Here is a 22,699-nt window from a genome sequence, read left to right on the forward strand (position 1 = left end):
GCAGACGCCTGTCTTGTTCGCTCGCGCCGTGTCAGCGCCGTCCGCGAGGTGGCCGTGTCCCGGGTTTCTTCGGGGTCCCCCGGCGGGCGCGGCCTGATTTGTGAAACGATCGTGTGCCCTTGGGCATCTTCTGCCCTTCGCTCAGCATCTCAAAACGCATTGAGCCTGCCAGCGGGATCACTTCGACCAGCTTGATCTCCACTCCATCGCCCAGTCGGTACCCCAGGCCGGTCTTTTCCCCCGTCAGAGCCTGGTGTGCCTCGTCATAGTGATAATAGTCCAATCCCAAAGTTGAAACCGGAATAAATCCGTCTGCGCCAAATTGCGGCAGGCTGACGAAGAGCCCGGACTTGGTCACGCCCGAAACACGGCCGTCAAAGGCCTCGCCGAGGCGGCCCGCCAGATGGTGCGCGACGAGCCGGTCGACGGTATCGCGTTCGGCGGCCATTGCCCGCCGTTCGGTTGTCGATATCTCCGCGGCGATGTTTTCGAGCGCGGCCTCTTCGGCCGGCGTGATGCCGCCTTCGCCCAGCCCCAGCGACCCGACCAGCGCGCGGTGCACGATCAGATCCGCATACCGCCGGATCGGCGAGGTGAAGTGCGCGTACTTCATCAGGTTGAGGCCGAAATGCCCCATGTTTTCAGGCGAGTAAATCGCCTGGCTCTGGCTGCGCAGGACCATCTCGTTGACCATGTCCTGGTAGGGTTCGCCGCGCGCCTTGGCGAGGATGCCGTTGAAGGCGTTGGCCCGGATGGCCGCGCCGCGCGCCAGTGACAGATTGAGCGTACCCAGGAATTCGCGCAGCACTTCCTGTTTGGCCAGCGACGGCTGGTCATGCACCCGGTAGATCAGCGGTTGCCGGCGTTTCTCCAGCGTTTCCGCGGCCGCGACGTTCGACTGGATCATGAACTCTTCGATGAGCCGGTGCGCATCGAGCCGCTCGGGCACGATCACCTTGTCCACCTTGCCTTCCGGGGTGAGAAGGATCTTGCGTTCCGGCATGTCGAGGTCAAGCGGCTGGCGCCGGTCCCGTTCACGCTTGAGCACCCGGTAGGCGTTCCAGAGCGGCTTCAGGACAGGTTCCAGGAGCGGGCCGGACTTGTCGTCCGGATTGCCGTCCATCGCTGCCTGCGCCTGCTGGTAGGACAGCTTGGCCGCGCTCTTGATCATCACGCGGTGGAAGCGGTGCCCGACTTTTCGGCCTTCGGCGGAAAACACCATGCGCAGTGCCAGCGCCGGCCGGTCCTCGCCCTCACGCAGCGAACACAGATCGTTGGAAATCCGCTCGGGCAGCATCGGCACCACGCGATCGGGGAAATAGGCCGAGTTGCCGCGCTTGAGCGCTTCTCGGTCGAGTGCCGAACCGGGCCGCACATACCAGGAGACATCGGCAATCGCCACGGTGACGATCACGCCGCCCGGATTGTCGGGCGAGGGGTCTTCCTCGGCATAAACCGCGTCGTCATGGTCCTTGGCGTCATGCGGATCGATGGTCACCAGCGGGATATGCCGCCAGTCCTCGCGACCGCCGGAAAGGGGCGCTGGTTTCGTGTTTTCTGCTGCGGCAGTCACCTCGGCCGGGAAGACGTGCGGAATGCCGTGCGAATGGATGGCGATCATCGAGATCGCCTTTTCGCCTTCCACCGAACCCAGCACCGCGTGCACCTTGGCGCGGGGAAGACCCATGCGCCCGAGTTTCGCGGTTTCCACCTCGACCAGGTCGCCATCCTTCGCGTCTCCGGTGAAGTCCGGATCGATGGCATACTCCTCGCCGCGCCGCTCGATCGGCATCAGCCGCCCGCCGCCGCCCGGTGCCGAGCGGTAGACGCCCAGGATCAGCCCGTCGCGCCGGTCGAGGATCTTCATGATCCGCGCGGTGTAGCTCATGCCCTTGCCGTGCGGAGCGGCAAAGATCCGCGCCAGCACCTTGTCGCCGATGCTCGCGGCAATAGACGGTGAGCGGGACTTGCCGCGCTCGCGTCCGGCATTGGACTGGCGCACAGTCACCTTGGGGGCGGCACCGTGATCCTCGAGCCACTCCGCCGGACGGGCAATCAGGTCGCCGTCGCTGTCGCGCATGGTGATTTCGAGCACGGCGACTGCGGGCAGGGTGCCGGGCCGCCGCAGCATCTTCCGGTCCCGCTCGATCAGGCCGTCATCCTCAAGCTCCCGAAGAAGGTCTTTCAACTCGGCCCGAGTGTCGCCCTTCAATCCGAACGCCTTGGCAATGTCGCGCTTGGACGCGCGGTCCGGGTTCTCGCTGAGAAAACGCAGGATCGCTTCCCGGTCCGGCATGTCGCCACGACGGAAGGCCGGGCGCGTGTCCGCGTTCTCACCATCGCCCGTTCGAGGGGTCGGCTTGCCGGCTTTGGATTTGTCGGAGCCTGATTTACGGGGAGGGTGTCCCAAATTCAGTCCTTCTTGGCCTTGGCGGCAGCGGGCTTCTTGGCCGCGGCCGGTTTCTTGGCAGCTGCCTTCGCCTTCGGTTTTGCCTTGGCAGCCGCCTTTTTGGCTGGCGCCTTGGTCTTCTTGCCGGAAGCCGCAGCCTTGGCGGCGATCATTTCGAGCGCCTCCTCGACCGTGACCTCGGCGGGAACCTTGTCTTTGGGCAGCGTTGCGTTGATCTTGCCCCAGTTGACATAAGGGCCGTATTTGCCGTCACGCACCGTGATCGGCCCGCCGTCGGGATGGTCGCCAAGCGCCTTCAGCGCCGTGGGCGTGCCGCGTCCGCGGCCAGGGCCCTTGGCCTGCTTTTCGGCTATCACCGTGACCGCGCGGTTGAGCCCGATGGAGAACACGTCTTCCACCGTTTCCAGGTTGGCATAGGTGCCGTCGTGCAGAACGAACGGGCCATAGCGGCCGATTCCGGCGGAAATCATCTTGCCGGATTCCGGGTGCTGGCCAATGTCCCTCGGCAGGCTCAGCAGCGCCATTGCCTTCTCGTGATCGATGGAATCGACCGCCCACCCCTTCGGCAGGCTGGCGCGCTTGGCTTCCTTGCCGTCGCCGCGCTGGACATAGGGGCCGAACCGCCCGGTGCGTAGCGTGATCGGCTCTTCGGTGTGCGGGTCCTTGCCCAGATCCTTCGGTTCATTCGACAGCGATGCCTCGCCGTCAGCGTTCTGGTCGGCGGAAAGCTGGCGGGTGAAGTTGCAGTCGGGATAGTTCGAGCAGCCGACAAAGGCGCCGTATTTTCCGAGCTTGAGCGAAAGGTTGCCGGTGCCGCAGGTCGGGCAGATCCGCGGGTTGGAGCCGTCTTCGCGCACCGGGAAGACCAGCGGCGCCAGCGCCTCGTTGAGTGCGTCAAGAACCTGGGAAACCCGAAGTTCCTTGGTGTCATCAATGTGGGCGTGGAACTGGGTCCAGAATTCGCGCAACACGTCCTTCCAGGCAAGTTCACCGGCCGAAATCCGGTCGAGCTTTTCCTCGAGATCCGCCGTGAAGCCGAATTCGACATAGCGTTCGAAGAAGTTCTCCAGAAATGCGATGACCAGACGGCCCTTGGCCTCGGGGATCAGCTTGCGCTTGTCGATCACCACGTAGTCGCGGTCCCTCAGCGTCGCCAGCGTCGATGCATAGGTCGACGGCCGGCCGATGCCGAGTTCTTCCATCTTCTTGATCAGCGAAGCTTCCGAATAACGCGGCGGCGGCTCGGTGAAGTGCTGGGTGGAGTTGATCTTCTCCCTGGCGAGGGCTTCCCTGGCATTGATCTCGGGAAGCCGTGCATCATCATCGCCGTCTCCGTCCGACTGTTCGCCGTCTTCCTTGGCGTCGGTGTAGGCGGCAATGAAGCCATCGAAGCGGATCACCGAACCCGTGGCGCGCAGGCCTGCGGTCTTGCCATCCTTCGAGGCGGTGATCTCGACCGTGGTCCGTTCGATCTCGGCAGAGGCCATCTGGCTGGCGGTGGCGCGCTTCCAGATCAGGTCGTAGAGCTTGAGCTGGTCGGGATCGAGATACTTCTTCAGTTCATCCGGAGCGCGCTCGAAACCGGTCGGGCGGATGGCCTCGTGGGCTTCTTGGGCATTCTTGGCCTTGGACGAGTAGAGTCGTGCCTTTTCAGGCACATACCGTGCACCGAAGCGCGCATCGATCGCCGTTCTTGCTTCCTCGATTGCTTCGGGCGCCATCTGCACCCCGTCTGTACGCATGTAGGTGATCAGGCCAACGGTCTCGCCGCCAATGTCGATGCCCTCATAGAGCTTCTGCGCCACCTGCATGGTGCGCGAGGCGTTGAAACCAAGCTTCGAGGAGGCGGCCTGCTGCAGCGTCGAGGTGGTGAAGGGCGGCGACGGGTTGCGACGGGTCGGCTTGGCCTCGACGCTGTCGGCGACAAAGGACGCGCCATCGAGCATGTCCTTGATCTTGTTGGCGAGATCGCCATTGGCTACCGACATCTTGGTGATCTTCTCACCGTCATGCGAAGTGAGCCGGGCGGTGAAACCCTCGCCGCGCGGGGTCTTCAGGTCTGCCGAGATCTGCCAGTATTCCTCCGAGATGAAGCGTTCGATCTCGCTTTCGCGGTCGCAGACCAGTCGCAGAGCCACCGATTGAACGCGGCCAGCCGATCGGGCGCCGGGGAGCTTCCGCCACAGCACCGGCGAGAGATTGAAGCCAACAAGGTAATCGAGCGCCCGGCGCGCCAGGTAGGCATCGACCAGCGGCGTGTCGATCTCGCGCGGATTGGCCATCGCGTCGAGAACGGATTTCTTGGTAATGGCGTTGAAGACGACACGGGAAACGTGCTTGTCCTTGAGCGCCTTCTTCTTGTTCAGCACTTCCAGCACATGCCAGGAAATGGCTTCGCCCTCGCGATCCGGGTCGGTCGCCAGAATGAGCGAATCGGCACCCTTGAGTGCCTCGGTTATGTCCTTGAGCCGTTTGTTCGATGCCGTGTCGACTTCCCACGACATGGCGAAATCCTCGTCGGGGAGAACCGATCCATCCTTGGCAGGCAGGTCACGGACGTGGCCGAAAGACGCCAGAACCTTGTACCCGTTGCCGAGATACTTGTTGATCGTTTTTGCCTTCGCAGGCGATTCCACTACCACTACATTCATAAGATTGCTCGCATTCGGCCCGGGTTATCGGCAGGCCGCGCGAATTCGCGCCGTACCGATTTGGCCCACGAAATGTACATCGAAATCGATGCGGTCAAGCCCAACGGCCGATTTACCTCCATTTCGCAACCCGAATACAACCAATGCGCGATTGCAACCGTATTGCAATTTAAGATAATTACGGTATCGTGATTTTCGATCTGCCCGCCTCTCGGAAAGAGCCTTGCGGCAGGCAAAAGCAACGGAGCGTTGATGCAACCCCACCCTTCCCAAGGCAAGCTGGAGAATGCCCGCACAGAGCAGAACATTGCCTATATCAGGCAGATGTTGGGGGAACTGGGCACCGTTGCCCGCAACGAAAACGCCGACATGCTGTGTTACCTGATCGAGATGGCCTATCTCGAGGCGGGCGACGTTCTGGCCGGCTCGAGGCCGGTAAGCACGATCGAGAAACCTCGCTAGTCCGCATCAAAGGCCAGCGAAACCATGCCGCCCGGATGTCTGTGCAACCGCCCGGCGAGATCGAGTTCGATCAACACCAGATAGACCGTTTGAGCCGACACTCCGGTGTGCCGGATGATGTCATCGATCTCGGCGGGCGAGGGGCCCAGCGCCTCGATCACCCGTGTCCGGTCGTCATCATGCGGTTCGGTGAAGCGCGCCCCATCGTCACCTTCGGGTTCCTCGAAAAACGGCTCGTCATCTGAAAACAGGCGACTGGAGGGAGCCAGCGCCTCGATCACGTCGCCGCTGTCGGTGGTGACGATCGCGCCATCCTTGAGCAGCCCGTTGGTTCCCGCCGCACGCGGATCAAGCGGCGAACCGGGAACTGCGAAAACCAGCCTGCCGAAGTCGGCGGCACGCCGCGCGGTGATCAGCGAACCCGAGCGTTGCGCCGCCTCGATCACCACAAGCCCGAGGCCGATACCTGCAATCAGCCGGTTGCGACGCGGAAAATCGCGTGCCCGTGGCTCCCACCCCATCGGCATTTCACTGATCGCCAGGCCATTGCCGGCGCGGATCTGCGCGTAGAGTTCATTGTTTTCCGGCGGGTAGGGCTGGTCCAGGCCGCCCGCCAGTGCGGCGATCGTGCCCGCTTCAAGGCTCGCGCGGTGTGCAGCCGCATCGATACCGCGGGCAAAGCCGGAAACGACCACGTACCCGGCAGCTCCCAGTTCCCGTGCCATCCGGGCTGCCATCTTGGCGCCTGACACCGATGCATTGCGCGCGCCGACAATGCCCACCGCGGTTCGCGTCGCAAGCGCCAGGTCGCCGATGGCCGCAATCAGCGGCGGCGCGCCGTCAATGCGCCTGAGCGCCGGCGGGTAGTCCGGTTCGCCAATTCCGATGAACACCGCGCCGAATTTCCGGGCGGCCTCCATCTCCCGTTCCGCGTCATCGACGCTCGCCACCCGGATTGCCCTTGCGGACCCGCCGCGCCGCGACAGTTCCGGCAGTTGCGCGATGGCTGTTTCAGCGGAGCCGAAATGGTTGATCAGGTCTCGGAAGGTGGCAGGGCCGACATTGTCGGAGCGGATCAGCCGCAGCCAGTTCAGTCTCTGGCGATCGGAGAGGGGGACGCCGCGTCTCCCTTCCTCGCCGGCAGACATCAGCCCTTGTCCCCGATCCGGCTCTCGGTTCCCGATATCAGGCGGCGGATGTTCTCATGATGTTTGAGAATGGTGATCAGCGACATCACCACGAACAGTGATCCAACCTCCGGGCGGCCGTAGAGATAAAGTGCGACCGGGACCGCCACCGCGGCAGCGAGTGCGGCCAGCGAGGAGTAGCGGAACAGCTTGGCCATGCCGAGCCAGACTGCGGCAAACACCAGGACGATCAACGGAGCGAGGCCGAGCAGCACGCCCAAATAGGTCGCAACACCCTTGCCGCCCTTGAACTTCAGCCAGACCGGATAGAGATGTCCGAGGAAGGCGCCGAGACCGGCGATCAGCGCAGCTTCCATGCCGAGCACCTGCCGGGCAACGAGAACGGCAACCGTGCCCTTCAACGCATCGGCCAGAAGTGTGGCCGCGGCAAGTTTCTTGTTGCCGGTTCGCAGCACGTTGGTGGCGCCGATATTGCCCGATCCGATCTTGCGGACATCTCCGAGCCCGGCCATGCGGGTCAGGATCAGCCCGAACGGGATCGAGCCGCAGAGATAGCCGAACAGCAGCGAGCCGAGCATCATCGGAGCGGACAGCGTCCATTGGATCATATCAGGCACGGCGCGTCCTTCCTCCCGTGGAACCCGGTTGCGTGGCTCTCAGGCCCGCACTCAGGCGCGATGAACTGTGACACCTGCAACCAGTGTTTGCAATACTTTGCCGCTGAACCTGGCATCCTCGAATGCTGAGTTCTTCGATTTGGACACGATGTCGTCCTTGGACAGCACCCACGGGTACTCCGGGTCGAACAGGGCGATATCAGCCCGCGCGCCGACTGAAAGCGTTCCCGCATCAAGGCCGAGGATCTGCGCCGGGCGGGTCGACATGGCGTCCACCAGCCGCATCAGCGGAACATCGCCTGAATGATGAAGCCTGAGGGCTGCCGCCAGCAGGGTTTCAAGCCCGATGGCCCCGTTCTCGGCGTCCGCGAAGGGCAGCCGCTTGGTGTCGACATCCTGCGGATCATGCGCCGAGACGATGATATCGATGGCGCCGTCAGCCAGTGCCGCAACCATGGCCCGGCGGTCATCTTCGGTCCTGAGCGGCGGCGACAGCCGGAAGAAGGTCCGGTATTCGCCGATGTCGGTCTCGTTGAGTGTGAGGTGATTGATCGAAATCCCGGCGGTCACATTGAGCCCGCGCGCCTTGGCGGCGCGGATGATCTCGGCGGATTCGGGCACCGAAATGCTCATCGCGTGGTAGCGGGAGCGGGTCAGCGCCGCCAGTCGCAGGTCGCGCTCCAGCGGGATGATCTCGGCTTCGCGGGGAATGCCGGGCAAGCCCAGCCAGCTTGCAAAAAGCCCCTCGTTCATCACCCCGGCACCGCCCAGATAGCGGTCCTGCGTGGCCATCGCCACCACGGCGCCGAAATCCCGAGCATAGGTCATCGCCCGGCGCATCACCGCCGGATTGTCGACCGTATGGCGGCCGTTGCAAAGCATCACCGCACCGGCGTCGAGCAGCAGCCCGAACTCGGTCATTTCCTCGCCGTCGAGCCCCTTGGTCAGCGCCGCAGCCGGGTGCACATTGACCACGGCCTCGTCGCGCGCCAGACGCTGGACAAAATCCACCAGCGCAACGTCATCGATCACCGGATCGGTGTCGGGCATCATGATGATCGAGGTCACGCCACCCCGGGCGGCCGCACGGCTCGCCGAGGCGATGGTTTCGCGGTGCTCCGCGCCCGGCTCGCCGATATGCACGCAGGCGTCGACCAGCCCTGGAATCGCGATCAGGCCGGCGCAATCCTCAACTTCGGCATCGGCGGGAACGGAAAAGCCGGCCGCACTCGCGCCGCAAGCCGCGATCCGGCCGTCGATGATGACGATGTCGCCGGTCTCGTCCATTTGCGTCGACGGATCGACGATCCGGACATTCTTGAGGACCCGCGCGCTCATCGGGCCAGCTCCCCGTGCAGCATCAGCGTCTCCATCACCGCCATCCGCACCGCGACCCCCATTTCGACCTGCTGCTCGATCACGCTCTGCGGCCCGTCGGCAATGTCGGAAGCAATTTCCACGCCGCGGTTCATCGGTCCCGGATGCATCACCAGTGCATCTTCCTTTGCCGATTTGAGCTTTTCTGCGTCAAGGCCAAAGTAGCGGAAATACTCGCGCACCGAGGGCACGAAGGAGCCGGCCATGCGCTCGCGCTGCAGCCTCAGCATCATCACCACGTCCGCGTCCTTGAGCCCGTCTTCCATGCGCTGGAACACCTCAACGCCCATGTCGGCGATGCCGGAGGGAAGCAGCGTCGAGGGCGCCACCACCCGGACCCGCGCGCCTAGCGCGTTGAGAAGCAGAATGTTCGAGCGTGCCACGCGCGAATGCAGTACGTCGCCGCAGATGGCGACCGTAAGGCGGCCGACCTTGCCCTTGGCGCGACGGATGGTCAGCGCGTCAAGCAGCGCCTGGGTCGGATGTTCATGCGCGCCGTCGCCGGCATTGATCACCGGGCAGCCGACCTTCTGCGACAGAAGCGCCACCGCGCCCGCCGACGAGTGCCGCACCACCAGCACGTCGGGCCGCATGGCGTTGAGCGTCATCGCCGTGTCGACAAGAGTCTCGCCCTTCTTCACGCTGGAATTGGCCACCGACATGTTCATCACGTCCGCGCCAAGCCGCTTGCCGGCCAGTTCGAACGAGGCCTGGGTCCGTGTCGAGGATTCGAAAAACAGATTGATTTGCGTGAGACCGCGAAGGGTGGTGGTCTTCTTCTCGCGCTGGCGGGAGATCTTGACCGCTTCGTCCGCCTGATCGAGCAGATAGTGGATGTCCGGCTCCGAAAGCCCCTTGATTCCGAGCAGGTGGCGGTGCGGAAATGACATCATTTGTCCCGTCGGGTTGAGGTCTGATGCATGTGCTACAACATCCTGTGCGGATCCGATTTGGATGCGCGGCGCTGTAGTGCGGTCTATAGAAAGGTTCCGGGGCAGGGGCAAGCTTGCCAGAGCCGGAAATGCGCGATGTCCCCATGCAAAACCCTGCGAATCCCTGTAAGCGAGGTCCAATGAGCCCGATCCAAGCCTTTGGCCCCCAGGCCGACAATCAGAGCCCGGCCTTTTCCGGGCACAATGCCTACCGTTCCGATCCGTTGCTGAAGGACATCGCGGCCGATATGCCGCGCGCGCTTCGCACCGATTTCGAAACGGTCGGAAAGTTCGTGGCCTCCGCCGAGGCTCAGGACCTCGCCCGCATCGCCAATCGTGCCGTGCCCGAGTTGAGAACCCATGACGGTTTCGGCAACCGCATCGACCAGGTCGATTTCCATCCCAGCTGGCATGCGCTGATGCGCCGGGGCGTGGCGTCCGGCCTGCAGGGCTCAGTCTGGGAAGGCCGGCGCGAGGAGGCGGGCTATGCCCACCAGGCCCGCGCCATCCGCTTCTTCCTCACTGCCGGGCTGGAAAGCGGCCATCTGTGCCCGCTGACCATGACCAATGCCTCGATCGCAGCCATCATGGCCTCGCCGCGCATCGAGAAGGCCTGGGCGCCGCAGGTGGTGTCGCGGCGTTACGATTCCAGCCACCGTCCGGCAATGCAGAAATCCGGCGTGACCATCGGCATGGGCATGACCGAGAAACAGGGCGGCACCGATGTTCGCGCCAACCAGAGCGTGGCGACCCGCGCCGGCGAAGGCGTCTACCGGCTGTCGGGCCACAAGTGGTTTCTCTCTGCACCTATGTCGGATGCCTTTGTCATGCTGGCGCAGACCGGAAGCGACACGTTTGGCGAGCTCAGCTGCTTTCTGGTGCCGCGCATTCTCGAGGACGGCAGCCTCAACGGCCTGCGCCTGCAGCGGCTGAAGGACAAGGTCGGCAACCGCTCCAACGCATCTTCCGAAGTCGAGTTCAGCGACACCTTCGGGTTCCTGCTGGGCGGTGAAGGGGAGGGCGTGCGCACCATTCTGGACATGGTCACCCTGACCCGGCTAGATTGCGCGCTTGCCTCCGCCGGCATGATGCGCGCGAGCCTTGCTGAAGCCGTGCATCACTGCCGCCACCGGCGGGTGTTCGGCGAGTTGCTGATCGATCAGCCGTTGATGGCGCGCGTGCTGGCCGACCTGGCACTAGAGACCGCTGCGGCAACCGCGCTGTCACTGCGCCTGGCGCGCGCTTTTGACAATGCCCGCGACAATCCTGCCGAGGCGGCAATCGCCCGGCTGATGACCCCGGTGGTCAAGTACTGGGTCTGCAAGATCGCCCCGTCGGTCATCTACGAGGTGATGGAGTGCATGGGCGGCAATGGCTATGTCGAGGAACGCGCGGTGGCCCGCCATTACCGCGAGGCCCCGGTCAATGCGATCTGGGAAGGCTCGGGCAATGTCATGGCGCTTGATGTGCTCAGGGTGCTGACCCGTGGCCGTGATCTTTGCGAAGTGGCGCTCGACAGCATCAATCGAGATCTCGGTGCTGCCGGTCCGCGCACGGTTGACGTCCTGCGCGCCTGCATGGCCGTGGCCGAAAGCGATCAGGGAGCCGCACGTCTTCTGACCGAGCAACTGGCGCTGGCTGCTGCCGCTGCGGAACTGACCCGCCTGGGAGCTGGTCATGTCGCCGAAGCCTTTGTCGAAACCCGGCTCGGCGGTGCCTGGCGGTCGACCTACGGCATGCTCGATGCCCGGTTTGATGCCCGCCAGATCGTCGAAGTGCTTTATCCGCCGGCAGCCTGAGCCGCGGCCACCAGCCCCGCGCCCCACATCACGGCGGGAATGGTCAGGAAGGAAGCCGCGGTCTGCACCGTGGTTACGGCTGCGTAGAGTGGAGCGTCGCCGCCCATCTGGCGGGCGAGAAGATAACCGTTCATCGCCGTCGGCACGGCTGCGCACAGGCCCAGGATCAGAACCGTTTCGCCGCCAAGCCCGAACCCGGCCGCCAGCCCCACCATGATAATGGGAAACACGATCAGCTTGAGAGCGACAGGGGTTAGCACCGCCGGCCCGGGCCGCAACGCATCGGTGAGTTTCAGTCCGGCTCCGACCAACAGCATCCCGAGACCCAGCGATGCACGCGCGATCAGGTCGACCGAGTATTCGAGCGGCGGATAGATGTCGATGGACAGCGCATTGACCGCGATACCCGCGACACAGCCGAGAATGAGCGGGTTGCCCGCGATCCGCTTGACCAGGGTCGCCATGCTGCGCCCGCCGGTGCCGTACCAGACCAGCATGATCACATTGATGAAATTGAGCGGAATGACAATCAGCGCCAGCACCAGCGCCACGAGTACCATGCCGCTGTCCCCGGTGAGCTTTTCCGCGATCGCCAGAGCCACGAACCCGTTCCACCGCGAAGATGTCTGAAACAGCGTCGTGTAGCTCGCATCCGACATGCCCGACGCCCTGGCCAAGGGGTGAAGCGCGATCAGCAGCACCGTCATGACCGCAACCGCAAGCAGGGAAACAGCCGCGACGGTCCCCAGCTCGATGCCGGAATAGTCGGCCTTCGCCAGGGTGAGAAACAGCAGAAACGGGAAAAACAGGTAATAGCCGAGCGTTTCCAGGCCGGGCCAGACGCTCTGGTCGATAAACGGGGTACGCCGCAGGACCACGCCGAGGAGCACGATCAGGAAAATCGGCAAAATGCTTTCAAATATGGGGATCATGAGGGCCGCCGGATGAAGAATGCCCTCTCATAAGCGGCGCTGGCGCGATGGGCAATGGCAGCCGTTAACCTTAACACAAGGTTAACATTGCGTGGGCAGGTCGGCACCGTCATGGTGGAGGGACGAAATCATTCCTGCCCCACGAACCCGCAACGGACCCGTGATGATATCCAGCCGTCTCTACTATGCCTCGATGATGCTGTTCTGGGTCTGCTATCTGTCGCTGCTGGCGTTGGTCGTGATTTATGCACCGCAGGGCGGCGTCGCCTTGGCCGGGTTTACATTGTTTGCCGACACCGGTCTGATCGCGACGGCGCTCGAAGCGATGCAGGCGATCGGTCTGTCGGCATTCGGACAAAGCGTTGTCTTCGGTCTTCTCGGCGGTTTCAGCGCGGCTTCCGCCGGTCTGTTGATGTTTGCGATGATGTTTTATGTCTTTGGCGAGGAGCGCGAACAGCGCGAGGCTCGTCCGCTGGCGCAGGGGGCGGTGGCCTGCACGGCGCTCGCCGCGATGCTTGCCACCATGATCTTCTTCGCCGGCGGCGAGGCGGGCGCACTGCTCGCGCTTGAGTTCGGCGCGCTTGGTGGCCTGTTCCTGACGGTCATGTCACTTGGCCAGTCGCACATCGAACCCGACGCGGTCACGGAGAGTGATTCAATCGAGCTTGACGCGGTCATCGCCGAGCATGCCGCCAATCACGCGGCTTTCAGCGCTCAGCTTGCGTCCTTGTCGAGGCAGGGAGCCCAGTCATGAAGGTCTTCCTCATCCTCTGGGTCACGCCCATTGTCCTGCTCGGCAGCTGGTACGGCCTGTCCTACTACGACATGAATTTCGGCTTTCGCATTCTCAGCCGCGACCTGCACGACCTGGTCTTCACCATCTATGGCAACCTGCTCGGTATACCCCCCGAAACGATTCCGCCACTGGTGCTCAAGGCGATCATTCTCGACACGTTTCTGGTCATCGGCTTTATCGTGATCAAGCGCCGCCGCAAGCAGATCTGGGCTGGCATGCGCAGGATGCTGGGCTGGACCGAAAGCCGCGAAGACGCGATGCAGGTCCCCAACTCTGCCGAAGCCGAGTATTCACGGATTTCCTGATGCAGCTTTCTGCGCGCGCAATCCGGCGAGCCGGTCGAGCGCACCTTGCAGGATGAAGCTGGCGGCTGCCGAATCGATGCGCTCCTTGCGCTTCTTGCGCGAAACATCCATCTCGATCAGCGCCCGTTCGGCTGCCACGGTCGACAGCCGCTCGTCCCAGAACACGAACGGGAGGTCGGTCTTCTGCGCCATGTTGCGCACGAAGGCCCGTGTTGCCTGGGCGCGGGGCCCTTCGCTGCCATCCATGTTGACCGGCAGGCCGATCACCGCCCCACCCACCTTGTCCTGTTCGAGCGCTGCCAGCAGCGCCATCGCGTCGATCGTGAACTTCTTGCGCCGGATCATCGGCCGCGGCGAGGCAAGCCTCCACGACAGGTCCGAGACGGCCAGACCAATGGTTTCCGTTCCCAGATCGATGCCGGCGATGGTTTGCCCGGGCTTGGTGTGCTCGAACAGCTCTTCAATGGTAATGGCCGCCATTTTTTACTCTCTGCCTTTGCGCCACGGCGTCAGCCGCGCTAGATGGTGGGTTTAGCGAACAAGCCCTGGAAATGCGAGGGCTGGTCAATTGCGAGGGAGAGCAACGCATGAAAATCACCTGGCTCGGTCACGCCGCGTTCCGTCTGGAAACTGCCAAATCGACGATCCTCATCGATCCGTTCTTCACCGGAAACCCCTCCTTTGAAGGCAATGACCGCAAGGATGCTGTCAAGGACGTGACCCATATCCTGCTCACCCATGGTCACGCCGACCATATCGGTGATACCGCGGCGATCGCCAAGGAAACCGGCGCGACCGTCGTCTGCAACTATGATCTCGGCATTTGGCTCGGCCATCATCAGGGTGTCGATAAGCTCGAGATGGGCAACACCGGCGGCACCATCTCGCTTGACGGCTTCTCGGCGACATTCGTCAACGCCTTCCATTCCTCCGCGCAGATCACCCAGGACGGTATCTCGCATTCGCTCGGCAGCGCCAACGGCCTGATGGTGCATTTCGAGGATGAGCCCGGGCTTCTTCACATGGGCGACACCGACATCTTCTCCGACATGGCGCTGATCAACGAGCTGCACCGCCCGGAAATCGGCATCGTGCCGATAGGTGACCGCTTCACCATGGGCGGCGCGGTGGCGGCACTCGCCTGCCGCAGGTTCTTCTCCTTCGCCAAGGTGCTGCCCTGCCATTACGGCACGTTCCCGATCCTCGACCAGACCGCCGATGCCTTCGTCGAGGCGATGGAAGATGACGCCGAGACCGTTGCCGTGCCGAAATCCGGCGAGAGCGTGACTGTATGAGACAAGCCCGTCCGGGCGACAACCAGACAAATCGGTGCCCCGCAGTTGCGCGGCTGCGCGCTCGCGGCTATAGCGGGGCCACCTGTTCATATCACCCGATGAGGACCCGATGTCCGTAGATCTTGCCACCGTCAAACGCGTTGCGCACCTGGCCCGCATTGCGGTCACCGACGAGGAAGCCGCCCGCATGGAAGGCGAACTCAACACCATTCTGGGCTTTGTCGAGCAACTCTCCGAAGTCGATGTCGATGGCGTCGAGCCGATGACTTCTGTTACCCCGATGGCGATGAAGAAACGTGTCGATGTCGTCACCGACGGCTCCAAGGCCGAGGACATCGTCGCCAACGCGCCCGACTCCACCGACAATTTCTTTGTCGTCCCGAAGGTGGTCGAGTAGCGCAATGGCTGTTTCGGTCGCCATTGAATCCCCGCTTCAGGATGAGGTCACAGGGCTTGTCGAGGCGCTGGATGCCTATCTGGTGCCTTTGGCGCCGGTCGAATTTCATTTCGGCCTGAACATCGAGGAAATGGCGGGCGACGACACCACAGTGTTCGTGGCGCGCTCGGATGCGGGAGAGGCGGTCGGTCTCGGCGCACTCAAGGATGTCGGCCTCGACACCGGCCTGCGCACCGGCGAGGTCAAGCGCATGTTCACCGCGCCCGCGGTGCGCGGCCAGCGCATAGGCTCGGCGCTGCTCGATGCGATTTGCGCGCGCGCGCGCGATCTGGGCATTGAACGGCTGGTTCTTGAAACCGGCGTGGGCGAGGGGCTTGCGGCCGCCGTCCGGCTTTATGAAAATCATGGCTTCACCGAGTGTGGTGCCGTCCTCGATTACCCTGATTCCGGCTATTCCCGGTTCTTTGAAAAGAAGTTGTCCGCATGAGTGACCTGATCCGTCTGACCATCGCCGAAGCCCGAGACGAAATGAAGAAGGGCGCCTTTTCCAGCGTCGAGCTGACCGACGCCTATCTGGCGGCCATCGAGTCGGCCAACCCGGTGATCAATGCCTATGTTAAGATTACCGCCGACAAGGCCCGCGAGATGGCGAAAGCCTCCGACGCCCGCCGCGCCGGCGGTACGGCCGGCGCACTGGAAGGCATCCCGCTCGGCGTCAAGGACCTCTACGCCACCGAGGGCGTTCATACCCAGGCCTGCTCCCACGTGCTTGACGGCTTCGAGCCGCGTTACGAATCCACCGTCACCGCCAATCTCTGGTCCGATGGCGCAGTCATGCTCGGCAAGCTCAACATGGACGAATTCGCCATGGGCTCGTCCAACGAGACCTCCTACTACGGTCCTGTGATCAACCCCTGGCGCGCCGAAGGCTCCAACGCCAACCTTGTGCCCGGCGGCTCCTCGGGTGGCTCTGCCGCTGCCGTTGCGGCGCTGATGTGCGCAGGCGCCACCGCCACCGATACCGGCGGTTCGATCCGCCAGCCCGCGGCCTTTACCGGCACCGTCGGCATCAAGCCCACCTATGGCCGCTGCTCGCGCTGGGGCATCGCAGCCTTCGCCTCCTCGCTCGACCAGGCCGGCCCCATCGCCCGCGACGTGCGTGATGCCGCGATCCTGCTCACGTCGATGGCCTCGGTCGACGACAAGGACACCACCTCGGTCGACCTGCCGGTACCCGATTACGAGGCGGCGCTGGGCGGTTCGGTCAAGGGCCTGAAGATCGGCATTCCGCGCGAGTATCGCATTGACGGCATGCCTGAAGAGATCGAAGCACTGTGGCAGCAGGGCATTGCCTGGCTCAAGGATGCCGGCGCCGAGATCGTCGACATCGAACTGCCGCACACCAAATATGCGTTGCCGGCCTATTACATCGTCGCCCCCGCCGAGGCTTCGTCCAACCTCGCCCGCTATGACGGTGTCCGCTACGGCCTGCGCGTGCCCGGCAAGGACATTGCCGACATGTATGAGCAGACCCGCGCCGCAGGTTTCGGCCAGGAGGTCAAGCGCCGCATCATGATTGGCACCTATGTCCTCTCCGCAGGTTACTATGACGCCTATTACCTGCGCGCCCAGAAGGTTCGCAGCCTGATCAAGCGTGATTTCGAAATGGCCTTCGCGGCTGGTGTCGACGCCATCCTTACGCCCGCGACCCCGTCCTCGGCCTTTGCCATCGGGGACGAGAGCCTCGCCAGCGACCCGGTCAAGATGTACATGCAGGACGTCTTCACCGTCACCGTCAACATGGCAGGTCTGCCGGGCATTTCAGTTCCTGCGGGCCTTGACCCGAAGGGTCTGCCGCTCGGCCTGCAGCTGATCGGCCGTCCCTTCGAGGAAGAAACCCTGTTCAAGACCGCCCACGTGATCGAGCAGGCCGCCGGCCGGTTCGAAGCCAGGAAGTGGTGGTAACACGCGGCTTGATTTCGAGCTGTCAGCAGACCTGATAGGGCCTTGCTCATCATGCACCACTCTTATGCGGCGTGTGGTCATTGACGGTTGTCAATGGCGGGCAATGGAAATCGGATACAATCCTTTGGTGTTGGAGGCTTTTTGCCCCACGTCTTTGAGGAGAGTGTCATGTCATCGAAAACAGTCCGAAAGCTGCTGGAACGTGATCCCGAATTCGTTGCGAAATTTCTCACCGGACCATCGTCCGCGCTGAAGGAGTATGGCATCGATCCGGAGACCCTTCCGGAAAAGCAAGTCCATGCCCTTGAGGCGATGGTTCAGCAGACCCAGGAAAACATTCGCACCAACGCCAAGTTGGTCGGTGTGGAAATGGCAAAGTCCGAATGGGGCATTGGCATGGGATGCTGCAACGACGTCAATACCCGCTTCATGGAGTAGCCGTTGCGGCGGCTCTGAAATGAAGACCCTTGCAATATATCTGACCGGCGCCTGCAATCTTCGTTGCAAGCATTGCAGCGTCGGTTTTGACCAATACAGGCCCCGCCAGGCCCTATCGGATGATGATATCATAAGGGTGCTGGACCGGGCGCGCGAGCGTGAAGTTGAGTTCATTACCTTCCTTGGTGGTGAACCCTTCTATTCGCCGCATGACCTGCCCAGGATTTTCGGCCATGCCGAAGCATTGGGCATCAATGTATCGGTGAACACCAACCTGTTCTTCTACGAACGTCTGGAAGAGCTGTTCGGCTACACCAGTTTGCAGAATGTTGTCGTCAGCGTCGACGGCGCGAGCGCCGAGAGCCATGATGCCATGCGGGGCAAAGGCAGCTTCGAGCGCACGGTCGGCAATCTGCGCAAACTTGTCAAAACCAGAAACGCACTCCGGCCGGATATCACGATCGATGTGACGTTTGCCCTGTCCGACCTCAATCGCCGGGACAATCTCAAGATGTTCAGGCTTGCAGAGGACATCGGGATCGACTGCCTCAATGTCAACATTGTCCAGCCGATAGGTCGCGCCGGCAAGTTCAGGCAAAGGGTGATGGGGGATGATGCGGGCTACATTGAAGCTCTGGTACAGATTTTCATCTATTTTCTGGCTAGCAAGCCCGCTTTCAAGCTCAGCGTTCCAATTCCTCCGGCAGTCGCCGCCTTTATCAACCAGAAATACGCAGTGCCGATGGAGGTCTTTACCAATGAACGGATGTGCGGCGGCACCTCCGTCTACACCTATGTCGATCTTATGGGAAACCTGCTGCCATGTCCGGGTCTCTCCTATGAGGAGGGCCGGAACAGTCTGATGAACCGCAGACAATCGCGGCTTAGCATCGTTGATCACAAGATCTCCGAGATCGAGGAGAGCAGCCTGTTCCAGGCTTTTGAGACCGCCCGCAAGACGCATTCGAAGAACGCGTTGTTTGATCCCTGCAATCGGTGCGCGTTTTCCGACCGTTGTTCTCCATGCACATCTGCCTACTACAAGACCGGCGCCGATCTTGAAATCTCTCTGTGCAAGCGCGTCAGCAATCTGGTGGCCGAATCCGGTGAGCAGTTTTCGGTCTTCAAGCAAACGGACCTTTCCGAAAGCTTCTGACAGGCATGCCGTCGGAGCTTAAGTCCCCGCCGGACTTGATGGCGCACAAAATACCGGCAATTATGTTCAGACCCGTTCGCTTGGGGCGCAGCGGAGGAATCACGGAGCGGTCTTGATGATAGCTATCCGGCCTGCCAGTTCCGCGGAAGCTCAGGATCTCGCCAAGATCGGTCTGGCTGCCTGGGAAAAGGCGATACGCGTCTGGGGCGAGGATGCCGATCGCCTGCGTGAGAATGCCAGGGAAGCCTACTACGATTTCTGCACCCGCTGCTGGCCCGATATCCTGGTCGCCGAATGGGATGGCGAACTTGCCGGCTGGGGATCCTGCGAAAAAGCCGACGATTTCATCACCGATCTCTGGGTTTTGCCGGAGTTCCAGGGCAGGGGAATCGGCACCGCGCTGCTCGACAAGATTGAATCGGGCATCCGGCAGCGCGGTTTTACCGCCGCGCGGCTCGACACCCATGCGCGCAACATCGGCGCAATCCGGCTCTACAAGCGTCTGGGCTATCGGGTGAAGACCTATTTCGTCAGCTACTCCGAACCGCTTGATGAAGACATCGACAAGGTGGAGATGATCAAGGAATTCGAGCCCGGCACCGAACCTGCCGATCCCGGGACCGGTGACTATGGTCTTTACGGCATGTGATCCCGGGTGAGGGGACACGCTGGAGCGTTGCTTCTCTGCCGGGCAAAAAAAGACCCGGATGCGGTGATTCCGATCCGGGTTCCTAAGTCGGGCAAAGAAGACTTTGCCTAGAGGGAGCAGAAAATGCCTGAAAGGAAAATCAGGCCGCCGGTTGCGTGTTCGCTTCGGCGTTGGTGAGCACACGCTCGAAAAGGTCGTGGTTGCGGCAGAACGAAGGCGCTTCATCCGGATTTGCCTCGTGCGACAGCCAGTGCTGGCACGCATCCGGACGATCACAGGTCATGCAGCGGTTGGCCGCGCGGCGCAGCACGCCGGCATGATCCGGCAGCTTCCAGATCTCCTCGGCAACGCCAAGCTTCTTCATCATGGCGTCCATCAGGTCTGCCTGTTTCGTCAAGCGGCTGAAAATATCGAGTACGCTCATGATCATCTCCTCTTCGATGTTGACCACAGAATTCCATGAGACCCGTGCGGCCGCATTGATCTCGGTCAAACATTTTGCAGGTTGTATCGGGGTCTCGGGCCACCAGCAGCCCGGAAAGCCTTGCAGTCGGGCCGGCTTTGTTCTACCCGACAGGGAGCTGATCCTTGTAAGAAAATGAGCCTGCCATGAGCCTCGTCGATACCCGTACTCCCGATCCCAAACGCCTGATTTCCGGTGCCACCGGTGACTGGGAAATCATCATCGGACTGGAAGTCCACGCCCAGGTCACGAGCCATTCGAAGCTGTTTTCCGGTTCCTCGACCGAATTCGGCAAGGCCGCCAATTCCAATGTCAGCCTGGTGGATGCGGCCATGCCCGGCATGCTGCCGGTGATCAACGAGGAATGCGTGGCCCAGGCCGTGCGCACCGGTCTTGGCCTCAAGGCGCAGATCAACAACCGCTCGGTGTTCGATCGCAAGAACTATTTCTACCCTGACCTGCCGCAGGGCTATCAGATCTCCCAGTACAAGGATCCGATCGTCGGCGAGGGCACGATCATCATCTCGGTCGGTCCCGACCGCCAGGGCCAGTTCGAGGACATCGAGATCGGCATCGAGCGGCTCCACCTCGAGCAGGACGCCGGCAAGTCGATGCACGACCAGCACCCGTCTATGTCCTATGTCGATCTCAACCGTTCCGGCGTCGCGCTGATGGAAATCGTCTCCAAACCGGACATGCGCTCGGCCGACGAGGCCAAGGCCTATGTCACAAAGCTCCGCTCCATCCTGCGCTATCTCGGCACCTGTGACGGCAACATGGACGAGGGCTCGATGCGTGCCGACGTCAACGTGTCCGTGCGCAAGCCCGGCGGCGAATTCGGCACCCGCTGCGAGATCAAGAACGTCAACTCGATCCGCTTCGTCGGCCAGGCCATTGAATCCGAAGCCCGTCGCCAGATCGCCATCATCGAGGACGGCGGCACGATTGACCAGGAAACCCGCCTGTTCGATCCGCAGAAGGGCGAGACCCGCTCGATGCGTTCCAAGGAAGACGCGCATGACTATCGTTACTTCCCCGATCCGGATCTGCTGCCGCTGGAATTCGATAATGCCTATGTCGCCGCGCTGAAGGCCGATTTGCCCGAGCTGCCGGATGACAAGAAGGCCCGCTTCGTCGCCGATATGGGCCTGAGCGTCTACGACGCCTCGATCCTGGTCTCGGAAAAGGCGATCGCCGACTATTTCGAAGAGGTGGCGGCTGGTCGCGACGGCAAGATGGCGGCCAACTGGGTGATCAACGACCTGCTGGGCGCCTTGAACAAATCCGGCAAAGGCATTGAAGAGACTCCGGTTTCCCCCGCTCAGCTCGGCGCCATCATCGACATGATCAAGGACGGCACCATTTCCGGCAAGATCGCCAAAGACCTGTTCGAAATCATCTGGGAAGAAGGCGGCGATCCGGCAGAAGTGGTCGAAAAACGCGGCATGAAGCAGGTCACCGATACCGGCGCCATCGAGAAGGCCGTCGACGAGGTGATTGCCGCCAACCCGGATCAGGTGGCCAAGGCCCAGGCCAAGCCCGCGCTCGCCGGCTGGTTCGTCGGCCAGGTGATGAAGGCAACCGGCGGCAAGGCAAACCCGAAGGCGGTGCAGGACCTGGTCAAGGCCAAGCTCGGCATCGAGGAATAGGCTGCCGTGGCAGCTGGCGGTCTTTCGGTGATGGACTACGCTCAGGCTCTCTGGGATTACCACAACACCGGGACATCGCTTGAGCAAGCCGACGTTATTGTCGGTCTGGGGAGTTATGACCTGCGTGTGGCGGATCGCTGCGCAGAGCTCTATGCCGAAGGATGGGCGCCGCTGGTGATCTTCACCGGCGCCTCGGGCAACTGGACCAGCGGAAAGCTTGCAGGGTCCGAGGCCCAGGCGTTTTCAGACCGCGCTATTGCCTTGGGCGTACCGCAACACGCAGTCCGGCTTGAAGAGACGGCAACCAATATCAGCGAAAACATCAGGTTTGTTCGCGCGCACGCACCTGGAGCCGGCAAAGTGATCTGGGTCACCAAGCCGCAAACACAGAGGCGGGTGAGCGCGACGCTTCCGGTCAGTTGGCCCGGGGTGATCTCGATAATCACTGCTCCGCAGCACGGGTTGGCGGCGCAACCCGTTGCGCATCATTCGTTTGAGGCGTTGGTCTCCGAGATGGTTGGTGATACATGGCGCATGGCTGCATACGCTGACAAAGGGTTTCAGGCCCGGCAACCACTGGGGCCGGATGTGCAAATGGCTTTTGATCAGTTGGTTGCGGCCGGCTTCACGGACCATTTACCGCCAACGGTTCGTTCGCTTCTTGACCGCTGAACCCGTTGGGGATGAAACTGCTCATGCTTCCGGTGAGCGAGAGTCAATCGCAATGGGCGCATTCGCAAACACCAGGGAAAAATTGATGTTCTTCGTCCGCTCCGCATCTTCACGCGACATCCCGGCGATCCGGGAGGTGCTGGCCGAGACCTGGCGCGCCACCTACGCGCCGTTCTACGGGGCGGCGAAGGTCGAGGAGATCATCGCCGACTGGCATTCGGAAGCTGCGGTCAAGGCCTCGCTGGAGCGGCCGGACGGCGAATTCCTGGTGGCCGATGACGGTAACCGGATCGGAGGCATGGCCTTCGCCAGTCACGCTTCGGGAACCCATGTCGTCTCCCTGCATCAGCTCTATGTCAGGCCCGAATGCCAGGGGCTTGGCATCGGTCGTGATCTCTTTGCCGAGATCGAGACCTGCTTTCCCGGAGCACAGAGCCTCACGCTGGAAGTCGACCCCGGCAACGAGCCGGCGATTGCCTTTTACCAGGCGCATGGAATGAGTGAGACCGGTCGCACCGACAATTGCGGCAAGGGCCAATCGGGTATTCCCGCGCTCATCATGACAAAACCGCTCGCCGGATAGGGC

General features: G+C 62.3%; 23 protein-coding genes. 14 read left to right on the plus strand and 9 right to left on the minus strand.

Annotation, left to right across the window (positions count from 1 at the left end; translation table 11 throughout):
- Positions 1 to 31 precede the first annotated feature (31 nt).
- Both rnr and topA read right to left on the minus strand, forming a co-directional pair.
- Positions 32 to 2,410 (minus strand): ribonuclease R, encoded by a 2,379-nt coding sequence (gene rnr, locus GTW23_RS18500; RefSeq protein ID WP_252916863.1) that lies wholly within the window; start codon positions 2,408 to 2,410, stop codon positions 32 to 34.
- 2 nt (positions 2,411 to 2,412) lie between these two features.
- Entirely contained in the window at positions 2,413 to 5,061 is a 2,649-nt protein-coding gene (gene topA, locus GTW23_RS18505; RefSeq protein WP_252916864.1) for a type I DNA topoisomerase, read from the minus strand.
- A 252-nt stretch (positions 5,062 to 5,313) separates the two neighbouring features.
- On the opposite strand from topA, the gene GTW23_RS18510 reads away from it, so the two are divergent.
- The gene (locus tag GTW23_RS18510; protein WP_152009152.1) at positions 5,314 to 5,523 is read left to right on the plus strand and encodes a hypothetical protein; all 210 of its coding nucleotides are present in this window, start codon (positions 5,314 to 5,316) and stop codon (positions 5,521 to 5,523) included.
- Here GTW23_RS18510 and dprA read toward each other — a convergent pair.
- From dprA to GTW23_RS18530, 4 genes are read right to left on the minus strand one after another with little or no spacing between them, the layout of a single operon-like run.
- Positions 5,520 to 6,671 carry a DNA-processing protein DprA gene (gene dprA, locus GTW23_RS18515; protein WP_152009151.1) on the minus strand — a complete coding sequence of 384 codons (1,152 nt, stop codon included), beginning with the start codon at positions 6,669 to 6,671 and terminating at the stop codon, positions 5,520 to 5,522. The two genes, GTW23_RS18510 and dprA, sit on opposite strands and share 4 nt — an antisense overlap.
- Positions 6,671 to 7,279: a glycerol-3-phosphate 1-O-acyltransferase PlsY gene (gene plsY, locus GTW23_RS18520; protein ID WP_152011543.1), complete on the minus strand. Its 609-nt coding sequence runs from the start codon at positions 7,277 to 7,279 to the stop codon at positions 6,671 to 6,673. Before plsY ends, dprA begins: the two co-directional genes overlap by 1 nt.
- Positions 7,280 to 7,339: 60 nt before the next feature.
- A complete protein-coding gene (locus GTW23_RS18525; RefSeq protein ID WP_252916865.1) occupies positions 7,340 to 8,626 on the minus strand; it encodes a dihydroorotase in 1,287 nt (428 codons plus the stop codon).
- Positions 8,623 to 9,558, minus strand: a complete 936-nt coding sequence (locus GTW23_RS18530) for an aspartate carbamoyltransferase catalytic subunit (protein ID WP_152009149.1) — start codon at positions 9,556 to 9,558, stop codon at positions 8,623 to 8,625. The genes GTW23_RS18525 and GTW23_RS18530 overlap by 4 nt, the downstream gene beginning before the upstream one ends.
- Positions 9,559 to 9,737: 179 nt before the next feature.
- On the opposite strand from GTW23_RS18530, the gene GTW23_RS18535 reads away from it, so the two are divergent.
- On the plus strand, positions 9,738 to 11,396 hold the full coding sequence (locus GTW23_RS18535) for an acyl-CoA dehydrogenase family protein (protein WP_252916866.1): 1,659 nt from the start codon (positions 9,738 to 9,740) through the stop codon (positions 11,394 to 11,396).
- On the opposite strand, the gene GTW23_RS18540 is transcribed toward GTW23_RS18535, so the two are convergent.
- Positions 11,378 to 12,328, minus strand: coding sequence for an AEC family transporter (locus GTW23_RS18540; RefSeq protein ID WP_252916867.1), 951 nt, complete (start codon positions 12,326 to 12,328; stop codon positions 11,378 to 11,380). The two genes, GTW23_RS18535 and GTW23_RS18540, sit on opposite strands and share 19 nt — an antisense overlap.
- A gap of 163 nt (positions 12,329 to 12,491) precedes the next feature.
- On the opposite strand from GTW23_RS18540, the gene GTW23_RS18545 reads away from it, so the two are divergent.
- Together GTW23_RS18545 and GTW23_RS18550 are read left to right on the plus strand one after the other, a co-directional pair.
- Positions 12,492 to 13,082 carry a hypothetical protein gene (locus tag GTW23_RS18545; RefSeq protein ID WP_152009146.1) on the plus strand — a complete coding sequence of 197 codons (591 nt, stop codon included), beginning with the start codon at positions 12,492 to 12,494 and terminating at the stop codon, positions 13,080 to 13,082.
- Complete coding sequence (locus tag GTW23_RS18550) at positions 13,079 to 13,429, plus strand: DUF6105 family protein (protein WP_252916868.1); 351 nt, start codon at positions 13,079 to 13,081, stop codon at positions 13,427 to 13,429. Before GTW23_RS18545 ends, GTW23_RS18550 begins: the two co-directional genes overlap by 4 nt.
- Here the strand turns inward: GTW23_RS18550 and ruvX are convergent.
- A complete protein-coding gene (gene ruvX, locus GTW23_RS18555; protein ID WP_252916869.1) occupies positions 13,415 to 13,909 on the minus strand; it encodes a Holliday junction resolvase RuvX in 495 nt (164 codons plus the stop codon). The genes GTW23_RS18550 and ruvX overlap by 15 nt on opposite strands.
- Positions 13,910 to 14,016: 107 nt before the next feature.
- On the opposite strand from ruvX, the gene GTW23_RS18560 reads away from it, so the two are divergent.
- From GTW23_RS18560 to GTW23_RS18590, 7 genes are all read left to right on the plus strand, one after another.
- Positions 14,017 to 14,724: a metal-dependent hydrolase gene (locus GTW23_RS18560; protein WP_252916870.1), complete on the plus strand. Its 708-nt coding sequence runs from the start codon at positions 14,017 to 14,019 to the stop codon at positions 14,722 to 14,724.
- Between the two features lie 109 nt (positions 14,725 to 14,833).
- Positions 14,834 to 15,121, plus strand: a complete 288-nt coding sequence (gene gatC, locus GTW23_RS18565) for an Asp-tRNA(Asn)/Glu-tRNA(Gln) amidotransferase subunit GatC (RefSeq protein WP_152009142.1) — start codon at positions 14,834 to 14,836, stop codon at positions 15,119 to 15,121.
- Positions 15,122 to 15,125: 4 nt separating this feature from the next.
- Entirely contained in the window at positions 15,126 to 15,608 is a 483-nt protein-coding gene (locus tag GTW23_RS18570) for a GNAT family N-acetyltransferase (protein WP_252916871.1), read from the plus strand.
- Positions 15,605 to 17,086 carry an Asp-tRNA(Asn)/Glu-tRNA(Gln) amidotransferase subunit GatA gene (gene gatA / locus GTW23_RS18575; protein ID WP_252916872.1) on the plus strand — a complete coding sequence of 494 codons (1,482 nt, stop codon included), beginning with the start codon at positions 15,605 to 15,607 and terminating at the stop codon, positions 17,084 to 17,086. The genes GTW23_RS18570 and gatA overlap by 4 nt, the downstream gene beginning before the upstream one ends.
- Before the next feature lie 168 nt (positions 17,087 to 17,254).
- Entirely contained in the window at positions 17,255 to 17,524 is a 270-nt protein-coding gene (locus tag GTW23_RS18580; protein ID WP_193217274.1) for a hypothetical protein, read from the plus strand.
- Positions 17,525 to 17,543: 19 nt separating this feature from the next.
- Positions 17,544 to 18,680 carry a radical SAM protein gene (locus GTW23_RS18585; protein ID WP_252916873.1) on the plus strand — a complete coding sequence of 379 codons (1,137 nt, stop codon included), beginning with the start codon at positions 17,544 to 17,546 and terminating at the stop codon, positions 18,678 to 18,680.
- Between the two features lie 115 nt (positions 18,681 to 18,795).
- Positions 18,796 to 19,329 carry a GNAT family N-acetyltransferase gene (locus GTW23_RS18590; protein ID WP_244615415.1) on the plus strand — a complete coding sequence of 178 codons (534 nt, stop codon included), beginning with the start codon at positions 18,796 to 18,798 and terminating at the stop codon, positions 19,327 to 19,329.
- A gap of 139 nt (positions 19,330 to 19,468) precedes the next feature.
- Here GTW23_RS18590 and GTW23_RS18595 read toward each other — a convergent pair whose 3' ends face one another.
- Entirely contained in the window at positions 19,469 to 19,753 is a 285-nt protein-coding gene (locus GTW23_RS18595; protein ID WP_152009137.1) for a DUF6455 family protein, read from the minus strand.
- Positions 19,754 to 19,938: 185 nt separating this feature from the next.
- Between GTW23_RS18595 and gatB the strand changes: the two genes are divergently transcribed.
- The 3 genes from gatB (at position 19,939) to GTW23_RS18610 (ending at position 22,696) form a co-directional block, all read left to right on the plus strand.
- On the plus strand, positions 19,939 to 21,441 hold the full coding sequence (gene gatB, locus GTW23_RS18600; protein WP_252916874.1) for an Asp-tRNA(Asn)/Glu-tRNA(Gln) amidotransferase subunit GatB: 1,503 nt from the start codon (positions 19,939 to 19,941) through the stop codon (positions 21,439 to 21,441).
- Between the two features lie 6 nt (positions 21,442 to 21,447).
- Positions 21,448 to 22,113 carry a YdcF family protein gene (locus GTW23_RS18605; RefSeq protein WP_252916875.1) on the plus strand — a complete coding sequence of 222 codons (666 nt, stop codon included), beginning with the start codon at positions 21,448 to 21,450 and terminating at the stop codon, positions 22,111 to 22,113.
- Between the two features lie 85 nt (positions 22,114 to 22,198).
- A complete protein-coding gene (locus GTW23_RS18610) occupies positions 22,199 to 22,696 on the plus strand; it encodes a GNAT family N-acetyltransferase (RefSeq protein WP_152011542.1) in 498 nt (165 codons plus the stop codon).
- Positions 22,697 to 22,699: the final 3 nt, after the last annotated feature.

The organism is Parahoeflea alexandrii (assembly GCF_024105735.1).
GTDB classification, from domain to species: Bacteria; Pseudomonadota; Alphaproteobacteria; order Rhizobiales; family Rhizobiaceae; genus Hoeflea; species Hoeflea alexandrii.